Source organism: Fodinicola acaciae (assembly GCF_010993745.1).
In the GTDB taxonomy this organism is placed as follows: Bacteria; Actinomycetota; Actinomycetes; order Mycobacteriales; family HKI-0501; genus Fodinicola; species Fodinicola acaciae.
Map to the genome: position 1 here is coordinate 1,849,199 of NZ_WOTN01000001.1, position 25,673 is coordinate 1,874,871.

At 68.1% G+C, this 25,673-nt stretch carries 19 protein-coding genes and 1 riboswitch; of the genes, 8 read left to right on the forward strand and 11 right to left on the reverse strand.

From position 1 onward, the window contains the following. Positions 1 to 106 precede the first annotated feature (106 nt). Positions 107 to 286, forward strand: a riboswitch (M-box (ykoK) riboswitch). Between the two features lie 231 nt (positions 287 to 517). From GNX95_RS08690 to GNX95_RS08700, 3 genes are all read left to right on the forward strand, one after another. Continuing rightward, positions 518 to 2,146, forward strand: coding sequence for an NRAMP family divalent metal transporter (locus GNX95_RS08690; RefSeq protein WP_163506599.1), 1,629 nt, complete (start codon positions 518 to 520; stop codon positions 2,144 to 2,146). A 107-nt stretch (positions 2,147 to 2,253) separates the two neighbouring features. Then, entirely contained in the window at positions 2,254 to 3,216 is a 963-nt protein-coding gene (locus GNX95_RS08695; RefSeq protein ID WP_163506600.1) for a winged helix-turn-helix domain-containing protein, read from the forward strand. Between the two features lie 185 nt (positions 3,217 to 3,401). Beyond that, complete coding sequence (locus tag GNX95_RS08700; RefSeq protein WP_163506601.1) at positions 3,402 to 5,255, forward strand: serine/threonine-protein kinase; 1,854 nt, start codon at positions 3,402 to 3,404, stop codon at positions 5,253 to 5,255. A gap of 29 nt (positions 5,256 to 5,284) precedes the next feature. Here GNX95_RS08700 and GNX95_RS08705 read toward each other — a convergent pair whose 3' ends face one another. From GNX95_RS08705 to GNX95_RS44245, 3 genes are all read right to left on the reverse strand, one after another. After that, the gene (locus tag GNX95_RS08705; RefSeq protein WP_425483885.1) at positions 5,285 to 6,622 is read right to left on the reverse strand and encodes an IS701 family transposase; all 1,338 of its coding nucleotides are present in this window, start codon (positions 6,620 to 6,622) and stop codon (positions 5,285 to 5,287) included. Between the two features lie 126 nt (positions 6,623 to 6,748). After that, a complete protein-coding gene (locus GNX95_RS44240; RefSeq protein WP_425483895.1) occupies positions 6,749 to 7,291 on the reverse strand; it encodes an IS5 family transposase in 543 nt (180 codons plus the stop codon). Beyond that, positions 7,251 to 7,739, reverse strand: coding sequence for an IS5 family transposase (locus tag GNX95_RS44245; protein WP_163506603.1), 489 nt, complete (start codon positions 7,737 to 7,739; stop codon positions 7,251 to 7,253). The genes GNX95_RS44240 and GNX95_RS44245 overlap by 41 nt, the downstream gene beginning before the upstream one ends. A gap of 171 nt (positions 7,740 to 7,910) precedes the next feature. On the opposite strand from GNX95_RS44245, the gene GNX95_RS08720 reads away from it, so the two are divergent. Further along, positions 7,911 to 9,311: an IS1380 family transposase gene (locus tag GNX95_RS08720; protein WP_281356868.1), complete on the forward strand. Its 1,401-nt coding sequence runs from the start codon at positions 7,911 to 7,913 to the stop codon at positions 9,309 to 9,311. A 134-nt stretch (positions 9,312 to 9,445) separates the two neighbouring features. Here GNX95_RS08720 and GNX95_RS08725 read toward each other — a convergent pair whose 3' ends face one another. Both GNX95_RS08725 and GNX95_RS08730 read right to left on the reverse strand, forming a co-directional pair. Continuing rightward, positions 9,446 to 10,744 (reverse strand): MFS transporter, encoded by a 1,299-nt coding sequence (locus GNX95_RS08725; RefSeq protein ID WP_163506604.1) that lies wholly within the window; start codon positions 10,742 to 10,744, stop codon positions 9,446 to 9,448. 122 nt (positions 10,745 to 10,866) lie between these two features. Further along, complete coding sequence (locus tag GNX95_RS08730) at positions 10,867 to 11,667, reverse strand: SDR family NAD(P)-dependent oxidoreductase (RefSeq protein WP_163506605.1); 801 nt, start codon at positions 11,665 to 11,667, stop codon at positions 10,867 to 10,869. A 122-nt stretch (positions 11,668 to 11,789) separates the two neighbouring features. On the opposite strand from GNX95_RS08730, the gene GNX95_RS08735 reads away from it, so the two are divergent. Both GNX95_RS08735 and GNX95_RS08740 read left to right on the forward strand, forming a co-directional pair. Next, complete coding sequence (locus GNX95_RS08735; protein ID WP_163506606.1) at positions 11,790 to 12,422, forward strand: winged helix-turn-helix transcriptional regulator; 633 nt, start codon at positions 11,790 to 11,792, stop codon at positions 12,420 to 12,422. 85 nt (positions 12,423 to 12,507) lie between these two features. Continuing rightward, positions 12,508 to 14,487 (forward strand): DUF2961 domain-containing protein, encoded by a 1,980-nt coding sequence (locus GNX95_RS08740; RefSeq protein ID WP_163506607.1) that lies wholly within the window; start codon positions 12,508 to 12,510, stop codon positions 14,485 to 14,487. A 3-nt stretch (positions 14,488 to 14,490) separates the two neighbouring features. Here GNX95_RS08740 and GNX95_RS08745 read toward each other — a convergent pair whose 3' ends face one another. The 6 genes from GNX95_RS08745 to GNX95_RS08770 form a co-directional block, all read right to left on the reverse strand. Next, positions 14,491 to 15,780, reverse strand: a complete 1,290-nt coding sequence (locus tag GNX95_RS08745; protein WP_163506608.1) for a lanthionine synthetase C family protein — start codon at positions 15,778 to 15,780, stop codon at positions 14,491 to 14,493. Continuing rightward, complete coding sequence (locus GNX95_RS08750; RefSeq protein WP_163506609.1) at positions 15,758 to 16,951, reverse strand: JmjC domain-containing protein; 1,194 nt, start codon at positions 16,949 to 16,951, stop codon at positions 15,758 to 15,760. Before GNX95_RS08750 ends, GNX95_RS08745 begins: the two co-directional genes overlap by 23 nt. Positions 16,952 to 16,953: 2 nt before the next feature. Further along, positions 16,954 to 18,045: a hypothetical protein gene (locus GNX95_RS08755; protein WP_163506610.1), complete on the reverse strand. Its 1,092-nt coding sequence runs from the start codon at positions 18,043 to 18,045 to the stop codon at positions 16,954 to 16,956. After that, the gene (locus GNX95_RS08760; RefSeq protein WP_163506611.1) at positions 18,042 to 20,351 is read right to left on the reverse strand and encodes a DUF4135 domain-containing protein; all 2,310 of its coding nucleotides are present in this window, start codon (positions 20,349 to 20,351) and stop codon (positions 18,042 to 18,044) included. The genes GNX95_RS08755 and GNX95_RS08760 overlap by 4 nt, the downstream gene beginning before the upstream one ends. A gap of 50 nt (positions 20,352 to 20,401) precedes the next feature. Then, complete coding sequence (locus GNX95_RS08765) at positions 20,402 to 20,572, reverse strand: hypothetical protein (RefSeq protein WP_163506612.1); 171 nt, start codon at positions 20,570 to 20,572, stop codon at positions 20,402 to 20,404. Positions 20,573 to 20,704: 132 nt separating this feature from the next. Continuing rightward, the gene (locus GNX95_RS08770; RefSeq protein ID WP_163506613.1) at positions 20,705 to 20,881 is read right to left on the reverse strand and encodes a hypothetical protein; all 177 of its coding nucleotides are present in this window, start codon (positions 20,879 to 20,881) and stop codon (positions 20,705 to 20,707) included. 265 nt (positions 20,882 to 21,146) lie between these two features. Between GNX95_RS08770 and GNX95_RS08775 the strand changes: the two genes are divergently transcribed. Continuing rightward, positions 21,147 to 22,976 carry a serine/threonine-protein kinase gene (locus tag GNX95_RS08775; protein ID WP_163506614.1) on the forward strand — a complete coding sequence of 610 codons (1,830 nt, stop codon included), beginning with the start codon at positions 21,147 to 21,149 and terminating at the stop codon, positions 22,974 to 22,976. Positions 22,977 to 23,050: 74 nt separating this feature from the next. Beyond that, positions 23,051 to 25,666, forward strand: a complete 2,616-nt coding sequence (locus tag GNX95_RS08780; protein ID WP_163506615.1) for a helix-turn-helix transcriptional regulator — start codon at positions 23,051 to 23,053, stop codon at positions 25,664 to 25,666. The last annotated feature ends 7 nt before the right edge of the window (positions 25,667 to 25,673 follow it).

Here is a 25,673-nt window from a genome sequence, read left to right on the forward strand (position 1 = left end):
AGGCCGGCGCCTGGCCCGGTAAACATCGGGTCAGCGCAAGGGAAATTCCAGCGAGTGTGATCGTCGGCATTTGACATCCGCGATCGCGAAGTGCAGGATTTTGGCCGCAGCACCTCGTTCGGTGAGGCGTCTGCACGGACACAGGCCACTGACCGCACCCGTCGAGAGACGCTCCCGGTCAGGACAGGTCTCCCCGGCCCAAGGGGTGACCCCAAGTGGCTTCCGCCGGCGGAAATCGCCGGCGGACACGCCGTGCAGTGCCAAAGCTCTTACGAGGAGGGGTGCTCGACACGGCGTCATCGGTGGCGCCGACACTCCCTGGGTGCGCTGCGCGCGGTGGTCATGAGGGAGGTGGCGGGCATGAGTCCCAACGGCAGTAATACCGGGCGGCCTTCGCCCGCCGCCTTCCATCCCTCTTTCCGCTGACCGGCGTTCGCGTTTTCCCGTCCGCCGGTTGGCCTTTCGCGTGCCAGTTTTCCGCCTTTTCGCGGACCTGCATTCCTTACGGAGGACGACCATGACCACTCGTCCAGACCTCACCACTTCCCCGAGCTCCGCGGTGACGGACTCGGCACACGTCGGCGACATCGTCGGCGCACTCGGAACGATCGGCCAATACGACCGCGGTTCGCGCCGGTCCTGGCGGCAGCGGGTGCGTACGCTGCTGGTCATCATGGGACCCGGCCTGATCGTGATGGTCGGCGACAACGACGCCGGTGGCGTATCGACTTACGCGCAGGCCGGCCAGAACTACCACATGGGTCTACTGTGGACACTCGCGTTGCTGGTCCCGGTTCTGTACGTCAACCAGGAGATGGTCGTCCGGCTCGGCGCGGTCGCCGGCGTCGGCCACGCCCGGCTGATCTTCGCGCGGTTCGGCCGGTTCTGGGGTTCGTTCAGCGTCGCCGACCTGTTCATGGTCAACGCTCTGACGATCGTCACCGAGTTCATCGGTGTTTCCCAGGCACTCGGCTATTTCGGCCTGCCGACCTACGTGAGCGTGCCGCTCGCGGCGGTGCTGCTGTTCGCGGCGGTGACCGGCGGCTCGTTTCGCCGGTGGGAACGGGTCCTGTTCTGCCTGATCGCCGTGAACGTGCTCATCGTTCCGATGGCCCTGCTGGTGCATCCGACCGCGTCCTCGACCGTCGCCGGCCTGGTCCCTGGATTCCCCGGCGGCCTGAATTCCACGCTGTTGCTGGTGATCGTGGCGATCGTCGGCACCACCGTCGCGCCGTGGCAGCTGTTCTTCCAGCAGTCCAACGTGGTCGACAAGCGCATCACCCCCGGCTGGATCCGGTACGAGCGCGCGGATCTGTGGATCGGCATCGCGGTGGTGATGGCCGGCGCCATCGCGCTGATGGCGGTCACCGCGTACGGTCTCGCCGGTACGAGACTGGTCGGCCAGTTCACCGACGCGGCCGCCGTCGCCGAGGGCCTGCGCCAGCACGCCGGGCCGGTCGTCGGCGCGCTGTTCGCGATCATCCTGCTCGACGCTTCCCTGGTCGGCGCCAACGCCGTTGGTCTGGCGACGGCGTACACCCTTGGCGACATCATGAAAAAACGTCACTCGCTGCACTGGAAGATCTCGCAGGCACCGCTGTTCTATGTCGCCTACGGCGCACTGATCGGCGTGTCCGCGGCGGTCGTCCTCATTCCCGGCGTGCCTCTCGGGCTGATCACCCAGGGCGTGCAGGCGCTCGCCGGCGTCCTGCTGCCGTCCGCGACGGTTTTCCTTATCCTGCTGTGCAACGACCGGGCCGTCCTCGGACCATGGGTCAACTCCGTACGGCAGAACGTCGTGTCCGGCGCGATCGTCTGGACGCTGGTGTTGCTGTCGCTCTCGCTCACGGCGGCGACGCTTTTCCCCGGCCTTTCCACCAACACACTGGAAATCGGCTTCGCGGTCGGCGCGGGGGTCGGCGTCCTCGGCGGAGCCGCGCTTCTGCTGTCCAACAGGCAAGCCCCGGTGACGCGGGGCGTGCGAGACAAGATGTCCTGGCGTACACCGGCGCTGGACACCCTCCCCCGCCCAGTCTTCTCGCCGCTGCGTCGAGCCGGCATGCTGACCTTGCGAATTTACCTCGCGCTGGCGATCGTATTGGTCATTCTGCGGATCGTCCAACTCGCCGGATATCTTTCCTGGTAAGGCAAAACGGCAGGTCGAGTGGCAGGCCGGGGATACAATGCCGTTGGAGCCTACCGAGTGCGACGGGGACGATGCGCGGCACGACACGAGCTTCGGTGCTACGACTGGTGTTCGAACGAGAGGACCTGCAGCGGGTCCGGCTCGCGGCCGGACCCGACCCGATGTGGGAGATGGTGCTCAGCCTGCACCGGGCTCGGGACGCGGCGCAGCCGGCCCGGCTCGCCGACTGGCGCCGCCGGGTCCGGCGTGACGCACCGCGTACGCCGGAAAACCAGGCGGCGTTGGCCAACCTGTTCACGTTGGTGCCGGTCACCGGCCGGTTCCCCGACTTCCTGACACCGGCGCCGTTGACCACTGACTGGGAGGCCGGATGCGAGGCGATCGCCAGCCTGTCCGGCCGGCGGCTGCGCACCGACCTGGCATTGGCCTTCGCCCACCGCGAGCCGCCGCCGTGGGTTCGCCGGCTCGCGAGCGGTGACCGCGGCTCGGTGCAGGCCCTCAGCGGCGCCGTCCAGAAGGCGTACGACCTGCTGGTCGCTCCGCAGTGGCCGGCGGTCGGCACCACCGTCGCGCACGACCGCGGCGAACGCGTCAGGCTGCTCACCGAGCGCGGCGTCGGCGCGATGCTGGCCAGCCTGCCCGGCATTCTGGGCTGGGACGGACGCGTCCTGCTGACCCGCTTTCCCGAGTCGCACACCATCCACCTGCAGGGCCGTGGCCTGACCGTGGTGCCGTCGTATTTCTGCAGCGGCAACCCGATCACCTTTATCGACGCCGACCTGCCGCCGGTGCTGATCTACGCGGCTGGCGACGCGCGGCGCGGCTCGGCCACCGCACCACCTGAGCACCTCGCCGCGGTCGTCGGTCGTACGCGTGCCGCCTGCCTGCACAGCCTCCAGCATCCGGCGACGACGACCGAGCTGGCCGGCCGCCTCGGCATCTCCATCGGGACGGCAAGCAAACAGGCCGCGCTGTTGCGCCAGGCCGGTCTGATCGCCAGTATGCGCAACGGAAACGCCATCCAGCACGCCCTCACCGGACTGGGACACGCTCTCCTGCACCAGGACTGAGGTGTTTTCGATCCATCGAAAACAGCTGGCCCCACCGTCGTGAGCGGTCGAGTCTCGGCCGTACGCATCCAGTGAAGGGGCTCATACGTGTCCAACCCAGTGGCGATGTGGCAGCGAGTCGCCGGAGCCGTCCTGGCCAACAAACAGCCGGACGAGCCGGCGTCCCGCGGCGGGCCTGCCGGCTCGTGAGGACGGCGCCGGGAGACTGTCTCGCCGGCCGCTACGCGATCGTCGGCCTGATCGGCCGCGGTGGCATGGGCCGCGTATGGCGCGCGCACGACCTGGTCCTCGACCGCGACGTCGCGCTGAAGGAGCTGCTGCTGCCTCTGACGATGTCGGCGGCGGCACGCCAGGAAATGTCGGAACGGCTGCTGAAGGAGGCGCGGATCGGCGCGCGCCTACGGCATCCGGCGATCGTGCGCGTGTACGACGTACTCACCGTGGAATCTACACCGTGGCTGGTGATGGAGCTGATCACCGGCCGGAGTCTGGAGGACGTACTCGCCGACGGACCGTTGCCGCCGGCCCGGGTCGCCGAGATCGGGGTCGCGCTGCTCGGCGCGCTGAGCGCCGCGCACGCGGCCGGCATCCTGCACCGGGACGTGAAGCCGGCGAACGTCATCGTGGACGACACCGGACAAGTCAGCCTGACCGACTTCGGCATCGCGTACGAGCGCGGACAGATGTCGCTGACGGCGAGCGGTGTGCTGCTCGGCTCGCCACCGTTTCTCGCGCCGGAACGGTTGCGTGGCGAGGCCGCGGACGTGCCGAGCGACCTGTTTTCGTTGGGTGCGACGCTTTATGCCGCGGTGGAGGGCCGCGGACCGTTCGACCGCGAGGGGCCGTTGCCGACCATGGCCGCGATCCTGAACAACCCGCCGGACCCGCCTCGACAAGCCGGACCACTGGCACCTGTTTTGTTCGGACTGCTGGAAAAGGACCAGCGCAGTCGGCTCACCGCGGCTCGGGCGGAGCAGGAGCTGCTGGCGATCGCCGAGGCGCCGGCGACCGCGACACCCGTGGAGCGTGAGCCGGCGCGGCGCCGGCGCGTCGTCGTGGCACTCGCCGCGACAGCTGTCGTCCTGCTCGGTGCCGCGGCCATCGCCTTCCTGGTGCGCCCCGACCGCCCGGCTGCCGAGAGCAGGGTTCGCTCGGTGGACTGGAAAAACCACACCTATGACCTGCCGGCCTTGCCGGGCTGTCCAGCCGTCACCGGCCTGACCGCGGTCGGCGGCCTGGCGAAGAGAGGCGCGGACACCTGGGTGGTCGACCAGGGCGGGAAGTGGAACGGCCCGCTCTACGCCGATCTGGACGGCAACCGCACCACCGACGCGCTGATCAGGGTCGACTGCCAGACCGAGCGGCCCGACTCGTACAACATCATCGCCGAGCTCGCCGCCGCCGACGGCCGCCTGCGTGCCTACCAGGTGGCGCAGGCCGCAGCGGACGGCACCGAGGAGATCAGCTCGGTCAGTGTCGCCGGTGGCACCGTACGCGTGGATGTCAGTGACTCCGGCGGAAACCTCCGGTCCCGCCGATATCGCTGGAACGGGACGTCGTTCGCCCGGTTTGGAGCCGGGGCGATCGAGAACGTCGACTGGGGAGAACAGTCGATCACCGTGCCGGCGATGGGGAGCTGTCCGGCGCGTACGGTGGCCTTTCACGGCTCGCAGGCCGGCGATGCGACCGGTCACAACCCCGGCTGGTCGCTCGATCCGCTGGGGTCCAACGACTATCGGGTGCCGACCGCGGACCTGGACGGCGATGGCAAACCGGAGGCGCTCCTGGTCGTGGACTGCCTGAGCTATGACCAGAAGACGCAGGGCACCGGGACGGCGGCAGCGGCCGTACTGGCCATGACGACCCAGCCGGACGGCACGATCGCGCGACTCGGCGTGCTGGCCACCGTGCCGCGATCCGACGGCATCGTCGACGCTGTCGCGGCGGACTCCGGTGTCGTCACGGTGTCGGTCGAAGCCGACGACGGAAACGTACGCAACACACGCTATCGCTGGACCGGATCCGGCTTCGCAAGCTAGGGCCTAGTACTCCAGCCGCACTTCGTGATTTAGGCCTGTAGCGCCTGTTGTCGCTGGTAGTGGGCTTGCTTGGCGGTGGCTTGATGGTGTCGACGCCAGAGTGACCAATGGAGAACTTCGTTGACTGTTTGGCGGATGTGGATGACGAACGCGTTGAAGAGGCGGCGGATCTCGGCAAGTGTTAAGGGAATGACTGGCTTTCCGTTGACGATCGGCGACTGGGGAGCGGTTGCCGCGAGCGCGGTGAGGAATGCGTGCGCGAGCATGACCAGGACTGTCCATCGGTACCAGGAGATCCAGTGCCGGACCTGGTGGGCGTCCAGGCCGGTTTGCCCTTTACTGGTTTGGAAGTTCTCCTCTATTGGCCAACGCTGGCCGGCGACACCGACCAGAGTGGCCAGTTTGACCGGACGTGGTGAATAGCAGTGGTAGTAGGCCAGTTCCCCGGTGCTGATGCTGCGACGCACCAGCAGCCATTGGTGACCATCCTCGGCGGCGATGGGGACTCTGGCCCAGTCGTAGAGGCGCTGCCCTTTGGCGCCATCACCGGCCGAGTAGCGACCCCACCTGGAAGCGTCGAGGCCGGCGATCAGCGCGTCAGCGCGAACTCGCCGGCCATCTCCGGTATCTGCGTCAGTGGTCGGCACCAGATAGGAGCACGGCACGGCGAGCACGTAGCCGATCCGGGCCGCGGACAGGGTCTCACGCAGACCAGGATTTTGCCCGTACACCTCATCCGCTGTCGCCCATTTCGCCAGAACACCGGCATCCAGCGCGGCCAGGATCATCATCCTCGCCAGCTCCGGCTTGGTGGCGAACTCGATGTCCTCGGGAACCCCGGCGACAGCTCGACGGCCCTGGCAGCTGGGATCGTCGTCCATCCAGCTGCGCGGCAGATACAGTTCGCGATCGATGAAAGCGTGCCCACGTTTGGTGACGTAGCTGAGATAAACGGCGATCTGGCAGTTCTCGATCCGTCCCGCGGTGCCGGAGTACTGCCGCTGCACCCCGACTGTCTTATTGCCCTTCTTCAGATCTCCAGTCTCGTCAACGACCAGCACCGCGTCGGCATCAGCCAACCGGTCCACCACATAGGCACGCAGATCATCACGCACGCCATCCTGATCCCACGCCGCGTTGGCCAGCAGCCGTTGCATCCCATCCGGCCCCGTCTCACCTGCATGCTCGGCGATCGTCCAGCAGTTCTTCACGGGCATATCCGACAACAAACCAGCCAGGAACCGTTGGACCCTCAGACGAGGCTCCACCCGAAAGAACCGCGGCCCGATACTCGCGACCAGCTCATCGAACTCCGCCTGCCATCGGACCGGGTCCACCCCGTGTTCTACGCTGTGACCAGCGGCCACCGCAAAATCATTGGTTGTCTTCACAAACACTGCATGATCACGCGGTGGCCGCGCCATCTCACCACGCCACGCCGACGGCCCTCAAACCAAGATCACGAAGTGCGGCTGGAGTACTAGGCCGTGTTTCTAAACTAGTGATTTGGTCCAGATGAGCGTGGCGGCGAGGGTGAGTCCGGCGAGGTAGCTGCGTGCGGTTTTGTCTGTTCTCATGGCGATGCCGCGCCATTGTTTGAGTTTGTTGTTGCAGCGTTCCACGACGTTGCGGCCTTTGTAGATTTCTGGATCGAAAGTGCGAGGTCGGCCGCCGGCGGACCCGCGGTTGGCGCGACCACGTTTTTGGTCCCCACGTTCGGGGATGGTGGCTTTGATGCCGCGCCGGGCCAGGTAGTCGCGGCACGGCTTGCCGGTGTACGCCTTGTCGGCGATCACCCGGTCCGGCCTGGTCCGCGGCCGGCCGGGCCGGCCATTGGAGATGCTGATGGTCTCCAGTACCACGTGCATGAACGTGGAGTCCGCGGCGTGTCCGCCGGTGACCACCAGCCCCAACGGTCGCTGCTTGAGGTCGGCCGCGACGTGGAACTTCGTCGTCAGGCCACCCCTGGACTTACCGATTCCGTGACCGGCCGGTTCACCTGGTCCGGGGTCGCGGGTTTTCTTGTAATTCGACAGAGCCCCCTGTAGAGCCCCCTGTAGAGCCCCCTGTAGAGCCCCCTGTAGAGCCCCCTGTAGAGCCCCCTGTAGAGCCCCCTGTGTGGTCACCTGCATCACTCGTGTCGCGCGCGAGGGTTGCGCCGTGCTGATGGACACGCACGATCGACCCGTCCACCGACACCACCCACTCCAGGTCACCAGCGCTGGCGGCCTGTTTCCGCACCTCCTGCAGCACTCGATCCCAGGTACCGTCTTTCGACCAGTCCCAGAACCAGCCATAAATCGTGTTCCAGTGCCCGAAACGCTCCGGCATATCCCGCCACGGCGCCCCGGTCCGAAACCGCCACGCGACCCCCTCCACCACCCGCCGCATATCCGAGATCGGCCGACCATTCCCCTTCCACTTCGGAAAAAACGGCTCCAACAAAGCCCACGACTCGTCCGAAATCTCCTGCCTAAACACCATCACCCCAGCATGCCCGAAAACAGCGCCGAGGGTTTGGAAACACGCCCTAGCCTCGGGCTTTCATCTGTTGGCCGGTGACACGGCCTAGAAATGCACGGAAGTGCCTGTCCAGTGCGGGAAACTTGGGATTGCGACGTCTCAAGGGTCACTGCACTGGAAGGCACTCCGTAGGTGAAGGTTAACAGGGTTGGCGGGTTGGTTCTGGATCCGGCTCGCGAGTCGTTGGTGTCCTCTGCTGGCGGACTGTTGTTACGGCAGACGATCCGGTTGTCAGGTGTGCGGCGAGCGTTGTCGGTAGCCCTTGATCCGTGGCGTGGTCGCCGGGTCCGCCACGGTCCGGGGAAGATCGTTTGCGACCTGGCGACCGCGGTTGCGCTCGGCGGTGACTGTTTAGCGGATGTGAGCGTGGTCCGGGCGCAACCTGGACTGTTCGGGCCGGTGGCCAGCGATCCGACGATATCGCGGCTGGTCAGCACGTTGGCTGGCGATGTTGATGCTGTCCTGCCGGCGATCCGGTCCGCGCGGGCTCAGGCGCGGTGCGCGGTCTGGAAGCGGCGCCGGCCGTTGGCCGGCCGTGCGGGTAGTCGCGACGGCGGCCAAGTCATCATCGATCTGGACTCGACATTGGTGACCGCGCACTCGGACAAAGAACGTGCCTGCGCTACCCACAAACGCGGGTTCGGATTCGCGCCGATGTGCGCGTTCGTCGACCATGGCCAGTACGGGACCGGAGAAAGCCTGGTGCTGCAACTGCGTCCTGGCAACGCTTCACCGTGGAACAAGCAGGACCATGTCCAGGCTCTGGATCTGGCGCTGGCCCAGCTGCCCGAAGGCGAGCGCGCGCAGGTGTTGGTCCGTGCCGATTCCGGCGCGTGTTCCAAGGCGTTCCTGCATCACATCACCGATCTGGGGTTGGAGTATTCGATCGGATTCCCGGCCCATGAAACGGTCAAAGCCGCGATGGAGGCTATCCCGCCGCAGGCCTGGAGACCGGCTGTTGACGGTGACGGCCAGCCGCGCGAGGGCGCGCAGGTCGCCGAGCTCACGCGATGGATGCCCGACCCGACCCCGGCAACCCGACCCGGTCCTCAACAATGGCCAGCCGGGATGCGGGTGATCGCCCGCCGGGAACGACCACACCCCGGCGCGCAACTACGCCTCACCGACCAGGACGGGTGGCGCATCACCTGCTTCGCCACCAACACCCACGGCCCCGGCTGGACACTGGACACACTGGAAGTACGCCACCGGCAACGAGCCCGTTGCGAGGACCGTATCCGCGCGCAGAAAGACACCGGCATGCGCAACCTGCCCTTCCACGGATACGCCCACAACCAGATCTGGCTGGAAATCGCCGCACTAGCGGCGGACTTGCTGGCCTGGACCCAAACCCTGGCCTGGGACACACACCAACCCGCCAGACGCTGGGAACCCAAACGCCTACGGCTACGCATCCTGGCCGTCGCCGGCCGCATCATCCACAGCGGCCGACGACGACGCCTACGACTACCCCGCAACTGGCCCTTCAACCACCTCATCGACAACGCCTGGAAATCCCTACAACCCAGCTAAAAACGACGAACCAACCCCACAACCAGGACCGGAGAACCGGCGACACAGCGCCGGAAACCAGCCCTGCCACAAACAAACACACAGACCCCACAACCAGCCAAACAGTCACTCAACTCCCACGCGAAAGATCGAGGCTAGGCCTTTTTCGGTGCGTCACCGAGCAACAGCATGCCGACCGCGCCGGCGACCATGACCAGGCCGATGGTGACCAGCGCCCACTGCTGAGCGCCGAGTGCGTCGGTGATCCAGCCGACCCAGTACGGTCCGACGAAACCGGCGAGGTTGCCGATGGAGTTGATCGTCGCGATGCCGGCCGCGGCCGCCGCGCCGGTGAGGAACGCCCGTGGCAGGCCCCAGAATCCCGGATGCGTCATGAGCGAACCGACGGCGCCGACGCACAGGCCGACGTAACCCAGCCACGGCAGGCCGGTCAGCAGCGCCGACGCGGCCAGCGCCAGGCCGCCGATCCCGAGGGTCAGCGCGCCACCGGCGGCGTAGCGGCCGGTGCGGTCCACGACCCGGCCCCAGACGATCATGCCGGCGAAGGCCAGCACGTACGGCACCGCGGTCAGCAGCGACACGTTGAGGTTGCTCGAAATGCCGAGGGTCTTCTTGATGATCAGCGGCAACCAGAAGCCGATCGCGTACGTGCCGAGCGGCAGGCAGAAATAGATCAGCGCCAAAGCCAACACGCGCGGCCGTTTGATCGCCTGCCACACGTTCATCCGGTGCCGCTCGGTGGTCTTTTCCGCCTCCGCGTCGATCCGGCCGCTCAGCCAGGTCCGCTGCCGGTCGGACAGCCAGCGCGCGTTCGCCGGCCGGCTCGGCAGCAGCCACAGCACCAGCACGCCGACGATCACCGTCGGGATGCCCTCCAGCAGGAACAGCCACCGCCAGCCGGCCAGGCCGGCGATGCCGTGCAGTGACAGCAAAACGCCACCGATCGGCGCGCCGATCGCGTTGGAGAGCGGAATCGCCGACATGAACAGCGCGACCGCCCTGCCGCGATACTCCGGTGGAAACCAGTAGGTCAGATAGAGGATGATCCCAGGAAAGAAGCCGGCTTCGGCGACACCGAGCAGCACGCGGACGACGTAGACGCTGGTCGGCCCCTGCACCGCCGCCATCAGCGCGGCGACGATCCCCCAGCTGACCATGATCCTGGCGATCCAGATCCTGGCACCGACCCGGTGCATGATCAGGTTGCTGGGGACCTCGAAGAAGAAATAGCCGATGAAGAAGAGCCCTGACGCCAAGCCAAACTGCGCCGCCGTCAGGCCGAGGTCGTCGTTCATGGTCAGCGCCGCGATGCTGACGTTCGTACGGTCCAGGTACGACAGGAAATAGCAGAGCATCAGGAACGGCACCAACCGCAGCGCCACCGCGCGCATGGTGGTCCGTTCGACCTCACTGACCTGGGGCTGGGATGCCATCCGACGCCTCCTGCCTGTCAGGCGTACGCCGAAGCGCAAATGGCCCGGTCGCGCGCCATGCGGTTCCAGCGCATCTTTCAGGGCCACCCGTGCCACCACAATCGTTGGTCCCGATCAGGCCATCAGTCCACGAGCGCGCCGGCGGACAGGTTGGCGACCGTGCCGGTCATGGCGCCGGCCCGGTCCGAAGCCAGGAAGGCCGCCGTCTCCGCGGTTTCCGAGAGCGTCGGCAGCCGTTTCAGCAGCGTCCCCTGCGCCAGTCCACCGCTGAGCATGTCGTCCACCGACAGCCCGGCCGCGGCCGCGCTTGGCCGGAAGAGGTCCTTGGTGTACGAGCCCGCCGCCGGTGCGTCGGCGATGGCGTGCGGGCGGATGCAGACGACGCGGATGTTGTCCGGTGCCAGCTCGGCGGCCAGGACCCGGGAGAACGCCTCCTTGCCGGCCGCACTCACGCTGTGTCCGAGGATGCCGCCGATGGCCAGCTTGGCGCCGGGCTCCGACAGCGTCAGGATGACGCCGGGACGCGTGCCACCCATGTGCCGCGCCACCGCCTTGCTGGTGATGAACAGCGTACGCAGGAAGCCGTCGACCGGCCGCATGAACTCGGCCAGCGAGAGGTCCGCCAGCGTGGTCCCCTGGTCGTGCATGACGCTGACGGCGTTGAGCGCGATGTCGATGCCACCGGCCGTCTCCGCGACCGCATCGGCGTGCTTTTCGACGGCCTCCTGGTCCAATGCGTCGACCTGCGCGGTCTCGATTTTCCCACCGGTGGCCGCGACCTCGTGCGCCACCGCGTCGAGCTTCGGCTGCGTACGTCCGGCGATGAAGACCCGCGCGCCTTCCCGCGCGAACACTCGTGCGACCGCGCCGCCGATGGCTCCGCCACCGCCATAGATCACGGCGTTCTTGTCTTTGAGCAACATTTTTCCTCCAGGTGTTCGTTGTCAGACGGTCGTCGCATCAGCGGAATACTAACCATGGTGAGTTGTTAAAAACAACTAAACGTTGTGGTATTTTCGGATCAGAGCAGTCGAGGAGGGTGGTCGTGCCAACCAGTCGCAGCTATCGGGACTCGTGCGGAGTCGCGAGAGCACTCGATGTCGTCGGAGAGCGATGGGCCCTGCTGGTCGTACGCGAGCTGCTCTTCGCGCCGCAGCGCTTCTCCGAGCTGCGGCACGCGTTGCCGCACGTCAGCTCCAACCTGCTCGCCGACCGGCTCCGCGAGCTCGAGCGGCACGGGGTGATCCAGCGCGACGCGCCGCCGGCGAACACGTACGAACTGACCGAATGGGGCCGAAAACTCGAACCGATCGTGCTCGCGCTCGGCGACTGGGGAATCGACGCGCCACAACCGCCAGGCCCCGCCGCGCTCAGCGCCACGTCCGTGCTGATCTTCCTGCGCCAAGCCGCCCGACCCGACCCGGCAGCGCCGCCGACGCACTATCGCCTCGAACTCGACGGCCGCGTCTGGTCCGTCCGGCTCGGGTCCGGACGTGCGGAGGTGGCCGCCGGCGAGCCGGCGAGCGCGGACGTGTCGCTGCGTACGGACCCCAAGACGCTCAGCGGCCTGCTGTCCGATCCCACGACCCTCGACGCCGCATGCGCCAATGGCAGCGTCGCCGTGGTCGGGGACCGTACGGCGATCAAACGACTTCTCGACGCGGTCGCTGCGCCGTGACAGTGGTGTTGGCCTGATCGCGCCACCGGCTTGACCGGCGGTTCGGCGCGCCTAATATAGCGCTACAAATCGCCGAGGAGGCCGCATGCCTGCCGCTCGATCGCTCCTGGCCGCCGCACTGGCGAGCGCGTTCGCGTTGACCGCGACGGCTCCGGCGTACGCCACCGAGCCGGCCGGTCCGCCGCCGCTCTATCTCGGCCTCGACAGCTATCTGCACTGGGACAAGCTGCCGTATCTGGAGATCGGCGACCGGGTCGGCGGCCAGTCCAGCGCCGATCCCGGTGGCAGCAACACCGACAACGTCACCACCTTCGGTGCATCGCCGTTCGGGGGCCGCGTGCTGTTCGACCAGGCCGGTCCCGGTGTCGTGACGTTCATGCGGATGCAGGAGGAGATCGGCGGACCGTGGGCCACCCGCAACCCGGTCTTTCTCGCGCCGCTCAAGCCGGCCGACCTCGGACAGACCAGTCCGACGACGACGCCGGCGAGTACGTTGCCGTATCCGCTGTCGCTCAACGTCAACCAGAGCCAAGGCAGCAGCATCGTCGCCACCTCGATCCCCTACGCCACCAACATGCAGTTCATGTCGTCGGCCGCCAACGGCAACTTCTATGCCATGTACCGAAAACTGGCGGTCGACACGCCACTGCCGGAGCAGACCGCCACGGCCACCAGCCAGGCGACCGCGCTTCTTCGGTCGGCCGGCACCGACATCGCACCGAAGGACATCCCGACAGCGCAAGGCACGGTCGCGCTGCCAACAGCGGGCGCGGCCGTGCCGGTCGCCAGCATCGACGGCAGCAACCAGCTCCGCGCCATCAGCTTTCACGTGCCGTACGGCCAAAAAGTGCGCTTCGGCAACTCACGGCTGCGCATCTACTGGGACGGCGAGACGACACCGAGCGTCGACGCGCCGGTCAAGTACCTGACCGGTGACGGCGCCGGCGTCTACAAGCCGGCCGGCCGGCAACTGGTCGCCGGCCTGCCGGCCAACATCACCAGCGACGGCTCCACCTACATGGACTTCAGCCTCTACTGGCCGATGCCTTTTGGCTCCAACGCACGGATCGAGCTGGTGCCGAGCGCCGCGATGGACCCGGTCGGCTGGTCGGTCCGGTACGAGCCGTTCAGTGATCCACTCAGCTGGGTCGGCAGGTTTCACGCCAACTACACCGACATCCCCACACCACAGGCCGGCAGGGACATGACTTTCCTTGACTACCAGGGAAGCGGCAAGCTGGTGGGCACGGTGATCAACTTCGGCGCGGTCGGCGCCACGCTGGAAGGCGATCCGCACATCTACGTGGACGGCAGCAAAACGCCGCAGCTCGCGGTCACCGGCACCGAGGAATGGGGAATGGGTGGAGACTACTGGCACAACGGCAACCAGACCTCGCTGCCGATGGCCGGGCTTCCCAGCTCCACCAACAATCCAGCCGGGTCCGATGTGGACGGTGCGGCCGAGTACCGGTTCCTGATCGCCGACAGCGTGCCTTTCACCAACCACCTCCGGGTCGACTGGGAACACGGCGTCGTCAACGACAACACGCAGCCCTACAAGGCGACAATGCTCTGGTACGGCACGCCGACGGTCACCGCTACGCCGACCGACCAACTCGCGGTCGCCTCACCCGGCGACCACGGCTACCAGTCGCCGAGCGACCAGCTTTCCCCGCTCACCGCGGCGTACGAATACACCTCCAACAGTCCCCTGCTCACCGACACCGTCGCGCGGATGACCACCAGCACGACGTTCACGATGTCGTTGCACAGCAACAATGCCGGCGCCTTCCTCCGGCGTACGTTCAACTCCTGCGTCGCCAACCAGCGCGCCAAGGCGTACGTCGACGGCCAACCGGCCGGCACCTGGTACAACGCCGGCGTGTCACGCAAAACCGGCTACGACGGCCACGACCGTTGCTGGCGCGACGACGACTTCCCACTGCCGAAATCCCTTACAGCAGGCAAAAACTCCATCACCATTCGGATCGACAACGACACGCTCAACCAGCCCGACCGGGTGTGGACCGCCGCGTCGTACCAGCTGTTCTCCTTCGACTGGTGAACCTCAGGCGAGAAGCAGCGCCGCGTCCCACGGCGTACGCGGTGGCTCGCCAGCGGCGTACGTGTGCAGCGCGAGCGCGATTCCCGCGGCGCCACCGACGAAACCCGGCCGGTCCGCGGGCCGCGGTGCCACGTACGGTGCATAGCGAAAGCCAAACGGACACTCGGCGTCATAGTCGTCCATCGTCCGCACCGCGAGTGCGTCGGCGGCACTCCACAGCCCCGGATCGCCGGTGTCGCCGGCCATCCGCACCGTGATCTGCAGCAACCCGGACCAGCCGTGGCACAGGCCGGCGTCGCGGATCGCCGGATAGTCGGCGGTCTGCACGGCACCGCGCAGCGCGGCGATCGCGAGCTTGCGCCAGTCCGGCCGGTCGAGCGCGGCACCGGCCAGGAACAATGCGCGCGAGATGCCGCCGGCGCCATAGCACCAGGCGTCGCGGCCGCGCGTACGCTCCGGCGGCTCGCGGTGGTCGGCGACCGACACCCAGGCCGGCCAGTACGGACCGGCGTCGTCCTCGACCAGCCACCGATCCAGGATGCCGACGATCCGTTCGATCGCGGCGTCCTGTCCCCCGACGCGTACGCCGGCCCGCCAGCTCAGCGCCAGCAGCGCGAGCGGTCCGCTCACACCGTGCGCGATGCCGAGGTCCACTCCGCCGCCGGCGTTGTCGCTGCTCCAGCACGCCGCCACCGGTACGCCGTCGACGCGTACGTCCGGAGCCAACCCGGCGGCCACCAGACATGCCAGCACCTCGGCCAGCGGCTCCGCCAGGCCGCGCGCCAGCAGATAGCGGCCCACACCGGTGATGCCGCTGATCAGGTCGAGCCGGCCACCGCCCGGCGACCGGCCGGTTTCGACATCGTCGCGGTACGCCGAAGCCTGCCGGACACCAGCGGTGGCGACGTGCTCGTCGAGCCGCTCGAGCATCGCCGTGTAGCCGCCGTAGCTGGCCGCCGCGACATGGCCGGCGTATCCGACGCTGGCGGCTCCCATGAACAACTGCGTCCGCACGCCGCCGATCGCGCGCGACGCGGCCGCGAGATGACCGTGTGCCGCCCGCCGCATCGCCGGATCCGTCGCGGCCAACTCGGCGAACAGCAGCGCGACACCCGGATGGCCTTCGCCGAGCGTGTCCGGCAGCCACACCGGCACCGGCCGCGGCAGCGCGTCGTGCAGGTTGTCCGGAGCACTCGCGACCGCGGCGACCGCGTCCGGATCGGCCAGCCGGGCGGCGAGCTCCGCGACGATGCCGCTCGCGCGTTCACGTTCAGACGTCCCGGCGTACGGCACGGAAGCTCTCCAACGTCTCCAGCAGCGCGCGGCCAGCTTCTCCGTCCGCCGTGACCGGCTGGCCGTCGCGCAGCCGGTCCAGCAGCGGCCGCAGTCGCGCGCCAAACGACGTCACCTGACCGTTGGCCGCACAAAGGCCACCGGCGATCGCGATCTCCTCCACTGGTCGCACGACTGTGCCGTCGGTCAGCGGCACACGCGGCGCGGGTGGCGGCACCGGACGGAAGCCGCCGGCAGTCCGTATCCGCAACGACCGGTCGGCCGTACGCCTCGCCAGCTGGTGGTCGGCGAGCTGGCGGAAATGCCGCAGCGCGTCGGCCATCGCCGGCGCCAGGCCGGCCGGCTCGGTGATCGCCGTCGAGGCTCCGGCCGGCGCGTCGAACTGGCGAAAGCCGAGGCCCGGATCGGCCAGCAGCGCCGGATCCGCGTTCAGCAGCAGGTCGTCGAGGTCGTACGCGGCGCGGTGTCCCTCTCGCGGCACACCGATGTTGACGCTGGTGGCGGCGGTGTCGCCGGCACTCTCGCCGACGTGGAAATAGCTGGACGGCCAGTAGAGCAACTCACCGGGACCAACCTCGGCGGCGAAGGAGTCGGCCACGTACGGCTGGTAGTCCAGCACGGTGCTGACCGGCGCGGTCCACGGCCGGCTCGGCCAGAACCGCATCCGTTTGCGGCCGGAGAGGCCGAACATGAAGGTGGCGAACCGGTCCTTGTGGACGCCGACCGGACTGTGCTCGTACGTGCCGTGGAACAACGTCGTGATGGCGCCGCTCAACGGCAGGCCGACCCGCTGCCACAGGCCGGCGTAGAAGTCGCGCTCACGCTTCCACTGCGGGAAACAGAAGCCGTGGAAGCCGTGTACGACCAGCGCGTACCGGCGGCCGCCGAGCCGCTCGGCGACTCGCTTCTGATAGCCGGCGAGGCTGGCATCGGCGCCTTCCGGCAGCAGGTCGCCGCGGCTGACCTGCTGCCGGCGCTCGACGGTGAACTGTGCGTTTGGCGGGATCAGGCCCGGCTCCAGCTCGGCGGTCGCCCGCACCGCGGCCTGATAGACCTCGTCCTCCTGGAACGGCGCCCACGGCAGGTGCCGGACCAGCACCGGCCGGCGGTCCCAGAACCGCTCGACGAAGACATCCCAGTCCAGCGTGTCCAGCTCAGCGATGTCGGACATCGTCAGGCCCCTTCTCCGACCAGTTCGAACGCGTACAGCCGATAGAGCGCGCTCAGCAGCCTGACCACGGCGTCGACCCGATCCGCGGCGTTCATCGCGTCGCACAGCTGGCCGACGCCGACCTCACGACCCAGCGGCAGCTCGGCGAGCAGCCGGTCACCGGCGCGGCCGGACAGCGGCAGGCCGTGGCCGTTCACGGTCCAGATCCACCGGTCGGATCCGGCCGGCACGCGCGCGATCTCGGCCGTCCGGCGGATCCGCGTGCCGGTGGTCAGCGACGCCGGCGGCCGCGGCGCGACTGGTTCCAGGCCACCGGCCGACCACCGCTTCGCCGCCTGTACGCGCAAAGTCCGTTCGACCACCACCGAGTTGACCGCCTCGCGAAACTCCTCGGCGACCCTGGCGACCGGCCGCACGGTCTCGCCGACCGGCACGTACGGCACGGCGTCGCCGTCTCGCCGCGCGTCCAGCGCCTCGGCGAGCGCGTCCTTCACCGCGACGAAGGCGAGCCGGCCGTCGGTCGGCACGCGCAGCCGCAGCATCACGCAACGATCGACGGTGTCGGCGGCTCGCCGGCCGGCCGGCCGGAAAAGCAGCTCTCCGGCCGAAACCGCGGCGCCGTCGGCCGTACGCAGCGACCCGGTCAATATCCAGGCCAGCTCGGCATGCGTCTCCCCTGCCGTCACCGTCGACTCTCCGTCGCCGGCCACCAGCTCCGGCACGACGGACAGGCTCGGCCACCCGACCCGGCGCCACAGCGCACGCAGTTCGTCGCGTACGGCCGACCAGTGCGCGAAGTCGAGCAACAGCGGCTGCTCGACGGTCAGCTGGCAACCCCGTACGCGGTCGAGGTAGCCGTCGAAGCTCTGATCTGCGGCGTCCGGCAGGAGCTCGCCGGGCGCGCGGATCACGCCGTCCGCGGCGCGAAACCGTACGTCCGGCAGCGCGCCGAAGCGCGTACCGGCACGAAACGGCGCACACGCCTCGACCGTCAGACCGAAGGCCGCCGACAGGCCGATCGGCGCGGCCGCCGGCACGACCGTCGCCTCGCGCAGCCAGTGGCGGCTCACGACCTCGGACCAGTTGCCGGTCATGACGCGAACCGCTGTCGCAGCTGCTCGGCGTAGTCCTCGAGAGACAGCAGTCCCATGGCTCTCCTGCGTTCTTCGACGTGGTCGGGGTCCTCGATCCGGCACGGCACGAACTCGCCGTCCACCCGGTCGAACTTGGTGCCATAGAGCTGCGGCCGGCCTTCGGCGAGCCGGATCGTGTCGGTGACGTACGCGAGCTCGCGGAGCGGGAAGTCACCGGCCTCGGCGGCCGCCGTCATCAGCTCCAGGCAGCGGCGCTGCAGCGGCAGATCATCCTCCAGATGCTGGACCAGCCGGCTGGCCGCCAGCGTCGCCGCCGTACCGACGGTCGAGCGACCTGGCCAGCCGTGCTCGTCAAGGACGTCGCGCAGCCAGCCGGCCGCCGATCTGGTGAGCGTCGTCAGCCTGCGGTGCAGCGACTCGTCGGCGAAGCCGCCGCGCGCCCACGGCATCCGCAGCCGGCCGTCCAGCCGGTCCAGCCGCAGCAGCCGCTGCCTGATCTCCGCGACCGCCGGCACCGGCTCCTCCACCAACGGCGTGTCGATCGCGTCGATGGCCAGCCGCATCGCCGCGCCGCTCCAGCGATAGGTGATCCGGCGGCCGGCCCGCGGCCAGTCGAAGGTCGCCGAGCCGTCGGCGGGTCCGTACAGCCGCAGGCGCAGGCCGAGGTCCGGATCGTCGACATGGAGCGAAGGAATGTCGTCGAAGACATGCTCGATGGCGTCGCGCAGCGCCGTGCCGAGAGTGGCGAGGTCGAGCCGGCCCGTCGCCGCCGTCAGCTCCACGTCGTCGGTCAGCTCACCGGTGAGATGGCGCAGCGGTCCGCCGTGGACGGCGCGGAAGAAATACGGCACGTCGCCCTGGTCGAGCTGTTGTCTCTCGGCCGCGTCGAAATCGGCCGCGGCTGGCTCGCCGCTGACCCACTCGGCCTGCAATGCCCGCACGTACTCGGCGGTCGACCGGCGTACGACGCGTACGACCGCGTCCCCGGCCTCGGCGACCAGGTCGTGGATCGCGGTGCGGTGCCGGCACATCAACGTCCAGCAGTCGAACATGCCGCGTAACATCGCCGGCAGATAGCCGCCATAGCCGGCGTTGCCGGCGGTGTCGCCGACCACTGACCGAGTGGTCGTGCGGGTGATGGACTCGTCGCGTACGCGCAGGGACAACGCGCCGTCCGGGCCACGGGTCCAGCACACCGGATGGCCGTCGATGTCACACCAGCGCGGCTCGTTTTCCAGGCCGACATGGTGTGTCGTCGAGGCGGACGGCGCGTAGACCAGCGTGGTGTGCGACAGTCGTGGCGCCTGCGTGAAAAACATCTCCAGGTCGACCGGATAGAGCATCGGATCACCGCCTGGCCGCGCGCCGGCCAGCAGGTTGCCGCCGTGCAGATCCGTGATGCCAAAGGCAAAACAGGCGGCGGCCAGGGCGCCGGCGCGGCGCCAGAACCTCGCGGCCTCGACCGGCTCCAGCCGTGTGCCGGCCAGCTCGTACGGTCCCTCGCGCCGCAACACACCCCACTGCCGCGGCCGCTCGACCCACTCCTGCCAGGAATAGTCACCGCGATCCGCGCCTTCGCCGCGCCAACTCGGCAGCACCGGCAGCCGCACCTCGCCCGAGGCCGACGGCAAACCGTTGAGCAGGGCGAAAACCGAGGTCCGCGGGTCGTCGCCGAGAAAGAGCAGCTCACCAGAGGCCGGTCGTGGTTTGTACGCGACGCTGCCACCGCCGGCCAGGTCGACCCGAATGACCCGCTGGCCGCCATTGTGGGTTTCCTCGCCATGCATCCACAATCCGGTGACCGGCCAGCGCAGCTCCGGACGGTCGGGCCAGGCCGGCAGGTCACGGCAGAGGCGGTCGAGAAAGCGGTCGAGCAATGTCTCGGTCTGCGCGCGCCGCAGGCCGACGAACTCGGCGACCGACGGCCGGTTTGCCGCGCACACAACGAAAGCCTCGCGGACGAACGGCGCGAACAGGTCGGCATTCGTGACCGTCAACAAATCGGCCGGCACGTCCGGTGCGTACGTCGACGCGGCCACCGTGCACCAGGCGGCGAGATGGTCGAGCGCCACACACAACGGCGCGAATCGCCGCGTATGCAACGAATGCGCGAGCGCACGAGCGTCCGACTCACCGCTCAACCAGTGCTGAAACGCGACCGTGCGATCAGGACCGTCGGTCACCACCGGCGGAAACATCGGGCCGGCGACACCGGCGCGTACCGCCGCGACCAGCAACCCCGCGGCACCTGGCGGATCGGAGCCGTCCGCGCCGGGATCAACCAGCGTCCACACGTCTGTCGTCACGCTTTCTCTCGCGCGGGTGACGGCCGACCGCGGCCGCCACCCGCCGGCGATCACCAGCAGTAGTAGGAAATGCAGGTGCAATAGCGGCAGCCGGAGACGGTGCCGACATGCGTCGTGGACGCGGTGATGTCGTCCAGCGCCGGGATTTCCGTCTCCAGGTCACCGATCACCAGGTCGAAGTCGGCGTCGGCTTCCCGGATTTCCGTTACGGGTGCGGTCATTCTCTCCACCTTTCACCTCGAGGGTGCGGACGGCCTAGAGAATGACCGGAAAACCGCCCCCATGCAAGGCCGTTTCGAAAAAATCCCGGATTCCGTGGTTTCCAACAGAAAACCTTCTCCGACCTTGCAGATTCAGAAGCAGTAGACGGAAATGCAGGTGCACAGGTCACAACTGGTGCCGGTGTTCAGATGCGAGCCGGACGCGACGACGTCGTCCAGCGCCGGGATTTCCGCTTCCAGATCCCCGATCACCAGGTCGAAGTCGGCCTCAGCCGGGGTCGTCTCGACTGTCATCACAGGTGCGGTCATTCGTTCCACCCTTCAGCATGGACGTACGGACGGTCTAGAGAATGACCCGGAAATCCGAGACATGGCAAGGGTTTCGGCAAAATCGCAACCGTCCCAGCAAAAAGCCTGCCGGCACCTTGCGAAAACCTTGCGGCTGCGGCGGCTCTTGCCGAAACAGCAAGCTTTCGTCCGACCCGGCGAAGTTGAGTAGCGCATTACTCATGTGTTCCCGGGCGGTCGGTGCACACACTTCCTCGGTTGACGCGCGTACGACAGAGGGGACGGCATGGACGGCACCGATCGTGACGCGGCGCGCCTTGTCGCCGGTCGCTATCTCATCCGCGAGCCCGTCGGACAGGGCGGCATGGGCCGGGTCTGGCGCGCGTACGACCAACTGCTCGGCCGCCAGGTCGCACTGAAGGAGCTGATCCGGCCGGCCGCCGACCTGACCGAGCGGCTGCTGCGCGAAGCGCGTTTTGGTGCGCGGCTGCGGCACCCTGGGATCGTGCACGTCCACGATGTCGTCACCGACGGCGACAGCCAGTGGATCGTCATGGAGCTGATCGACGGCCACAGTCTGGAGGATCTGGTCCTGGCGAACGGACCGCTGCCACCCGACCGGGTCGCCGAGATCGGCCTTGAGCTGCTCGACGCCCTGACCGTCGCGCACCAGCACGGTGTCATCCACCGCGACGTCAAACCGGCGAACGTCCTGATCGACGCCACCGGCGCCGTACACCTGACCGACTTCGGTATCGCCTTCGAGCTCAGCCAAAGTCCGCTGACCGCCACCGGTGCGGTGATCGGCTCGCCGCAGTACATGGCGCCGGAACGCGTACGCGGCGAGACGCCGACGGCCGCCAGTGACCTGTTTTCGGTTGGCGCGACGCTGTACGCGGCGGTCGAAGGCCGGCCACCGTTCGGCCGGCCAGGCCAGGTGCCGACGCTCGCCGCCGTGCTCAGCGATCCACCCGACCCGGTCGATCGCGCCGGTCCACTCGCGCCGATTTTGGCCGGTCTGCTGGAAAAGGAGCCGACTCGACGGACCGACGCCGACACTGCGAAACGCCAGCTCGCCAACCTGAGCGACACCGTCATCGCGCCGGCGCTTTCGTCAGCATCCGCGCCAAAACCTGCCAATCGGCGGTTCCGATGGCCGGTCCTCGCCACTGCCGCGGTATTGGCGCTTGCGGCGGCCTGTGTGGTCATCGCTTTTCGACCGCAGCCGATTGGTCACCATGCGACCAAAACAACCGCGATCGGCCGGTTTTTCGTACGTACGCCGGCGGACTGGACGCCGATCGCCAGCTCCGACGACCAACCGCGGCCCGGCATCGCGCCGCCGGACAACCGGCAGGTTGCCGTACAGATCTGGTTGGCCCCCAACAACGAAGCGGCACTGCGAGACCTGGCCATCACGGAGACGACGTACCGCGTCGAGCGGCCGGGATATCGCCGGATCAGCCTCAACCTCGCGCCGTTCGCCGGCAGCGCGGAAGGCGCGAAGTGGGAATGGACGTGGCGTGACAACGGCGTCACGCGCAGGGTCCTGCAGCATGCCGTACAGGATCAGGACGGCCGGCTCTACGTCCTCTCGTACGCGGCACCGGCCGGCGATTTCGTCACGTACCAAAAGGATGTCGATGCCATCGTCGCATCGGCCCGGCTGGACACATCGGCCGAGCCGAGGTCGCTCCTGCCGGTCGTCGCCGAAGGTGTCAGCGCTTCCGTACCGACCGGTTGGAAAAGCCGGCCGCACGCCGGCGGGAAAGGTACGGACTTCTATCGGCCGGCGGCACCGGCGGCGTACCTGACCTTCAGCCGCGAGCCGGCCGACAGCTATTTCGTCAACGGCTATGACTGGACGACTTTCTGGGCCGGCCAACCCGGTGAGACCGGCTATCAGTTGCTCAGTCGCGCGCCGGTGGTCTACGCCGGCGTCAGAAGCAGCGGACGGTGGGACTATTTCGTCACCTCCAGCAAAGGCGTACGCCTGAAGGTCCGCGCTTTTGCCGCGATCACTGACAAGAAGCTGTATCGGCTGCTGTGTGTCGCACCGGGCGGCATCGAGCAAACCTGCGACCAGGTGGCCGCGACGGTGACCGTCGCCCGCTGACCGGACGGGTAACGCGCGGCGCTTCGCCTGACGAGCCGGCTGCTCGCGCGGCCGGTTACCGGTAAAATGCCGCCATGCCGCCGCTTCTGCCGGTCATCGGCCGGATGGAAGAGCTCGACACGCTGTTGGCGCTGCTCGACCAGGGGACGGCCGGCGTCGTCGTCGCCGGCGAGGCCGGTGTCGGCAAGACGCGGCTGATCCGTGAGCTGCTGCGACGGGTCGAGGCGGCCGGCCATCCGGTGCGGTCGGCGACCGCGACCGCCTCACTCGCCTGCGTGCCGTTCGGCGTGTTCGCCAACCTCGTTCCGACGCGCGGAAATCCGGCCGAGCTGCTGACGCAGGCCGTGGAAGTGCTCGGCTCGCTCAACGGTGAGCGCCGGCTGGTGCTCGCGGTCGACGACGCGCACCTCCTGGACGGCATGTCGGCGGGTGTGTTGCAGTTGGTGACGGCGAATCGTGCGGCTTTTGTCGTTGTGACCGTACGATCCGGCGAGCCGGTCCCCGATGCCGTACGCGCGTTGTGGAAGGACGAACACGCCGATCTGCTTGAGCTGCAGCCACTTTCGCGCAGCGAGACCGGCGAGTTGGCCGCGACCTTGCTCGGTGGCCATCCCGACGCGGACTGCCTGCGCCGGCTCTGGGAAATCAGCCGCGGCAGTCCGCTGGTCGTACGCGAGGTGGTGGCGGTCGGTCGCCGGCGAAACGCTTTGGTCGAGCGGCACGGCGTGTGGTCCTGGCCCGGCGACGTGCTGATCGGCACGCAGCTGTCGCAGCTGGTGGAAGACCGGCTGAAAGACCTGACGCCAGAGCAACGGTCCGCGCTGGAGCTCGTCGCACTCGCCGAGCCGGTCGGCCTCGACCTGGTCGGCGCGTCGGTCGACACCGCGGTGCTGGAAAGCCTGGAAGTCGCGGGGCTGCTGACCAGCGCGGCGGACGGTCTGCGGCATCAGGTGCAGGTGGCACATCCGTTGTATGCCGAGACCGTACGACAGGGCCTGGTTTTTCTGCGTCGCCGTGGCGCATACCGCAAACTCGCGGAGGCATTGGCCGCGGTGGGTTGCCGCCGGCGGGACGACCAGGTCCGGCTCGCGCTGTGGCAGGTCGAGGCCGGCGTCGCCACCGACCGGCAGTTGTTGGCCGCGGCGGCCAGTCAGACTCTGGCGGTCTACGAGCACTCGCTCGCCGAGCGGTTGGCGCGCGCCGCGCGGTCGGCCGGACCGTACCTGCCGGCCGACCTCACGCTTGCGCAAAGTTTGCAATGGCAGGGCCGTTTCACCGAGGCGCAGGACGTTCTCGACGCGGTGGATCTCGACGCGGCCACGCCGGGACAAATCGCCGACCATGCGATCATCGGCAGCGGCAACTCGTTTTTCGGCCACGGCCTGCTTTCCGCCGCGGAGGCCGAGCTGCAGGCGGCGCAGCGGCGACTTTCCGGCCATCCCGAGCAAACTCGCGTGATCGCGCACCGGATCACCCTCGAGTTCACCACCGGCGAGATGACCAAGGTGCTGGCAACCACCGACGAGCTGCTGCGCATCGCGGCCGGCGACGCGGAAAGCCGCGTGTGGGCCACCTTCATGCGGTTCGCCGCGTTGAGCATGACCGGCCGGATGGAGACCGCGCTGGCATTCGTGGAGCCGGTCGAAAAGGACGCGGCGGAGTTTCCGCGTGGACAGGTGGTGGTCGCCAACATCGTCAGCGGACGTTGCACGGCATACCGTTTCATCGGCGACCTCGACACCGCCGAGTCGCTCGCCGAGGCCGGCTATCAGCAAACGCTTGGCTGGCGCGGAAACAGTGGTTGGTGGCCGCTGGTGCTCGGCCAGGTCGCGTCAAACCGCGGCCAGATGTCGAAGGCCGCGACGCTTCTCCGCGAGGCGACGGCCGCGCTTGTTTTCGAGGACATGGACCGCGTACGACGTTGGGCGCTCAGTGATTTGGCGCAGGCGCTGGCACATCTTGGCGATCTGGAGACGGCGCGGTCAGCCGTGGCCGAGGCCGACAGCAGTGGCCTCCACGCGTATCAGTGGCTGGAATCCGGTGTCGTACGCGCAAAAGCCTGGATCGCCGCGGCCGAGTCGCGATTCGTCGACGCCCGGCGGCTGGCAGCAACGGCCGCCGACATCGCCGCGACGAAACAAGAAGTCGTTTTCGAACTGGAAGCGGCACACGACGCGTTGCGGCTCGGCGACCTGCGCGCCGCGACCCGCATCCGCCGGATCGCGACCGGTGTCGAGGGAAAACTCGCGCCCGCGTACACGCGACACGCGATCGCCCGCGCTGCCGGCGATGCGGCTTCTTTGCAAGATTCGGCAACGGAATTCGCCAATCTCGGCATGTTATTGTTGGCCGCTGAGGCGGCCGCGGAGGCTGCCAACGCGTACCGGCTGACCGGCGACAAGCGCGCGGAGATTGCCGTCACCGAACAGGCTCGCGCCTGGCTGACCGAATGCGGCACGGTCCGTACGCCCGCGCTCGCGCCGATCCTCGGCGACCACCCGTTGACAGCGTTGACCGCACGAGAGCGCGAAATCGCGCAGATCGCCGCGGCAAACGTGAGCAGCAAAGCCATTGCCGACCAGTTGCGGCTGTCCGTGCGTACGGTCGACAATCATTTGGCCCGTGTCTACCAGAAGCTCAACATCACCGGTCGCAGCGAACTGATCGGCCTGTTCAAGGATCCCGGTTGATCTGCCA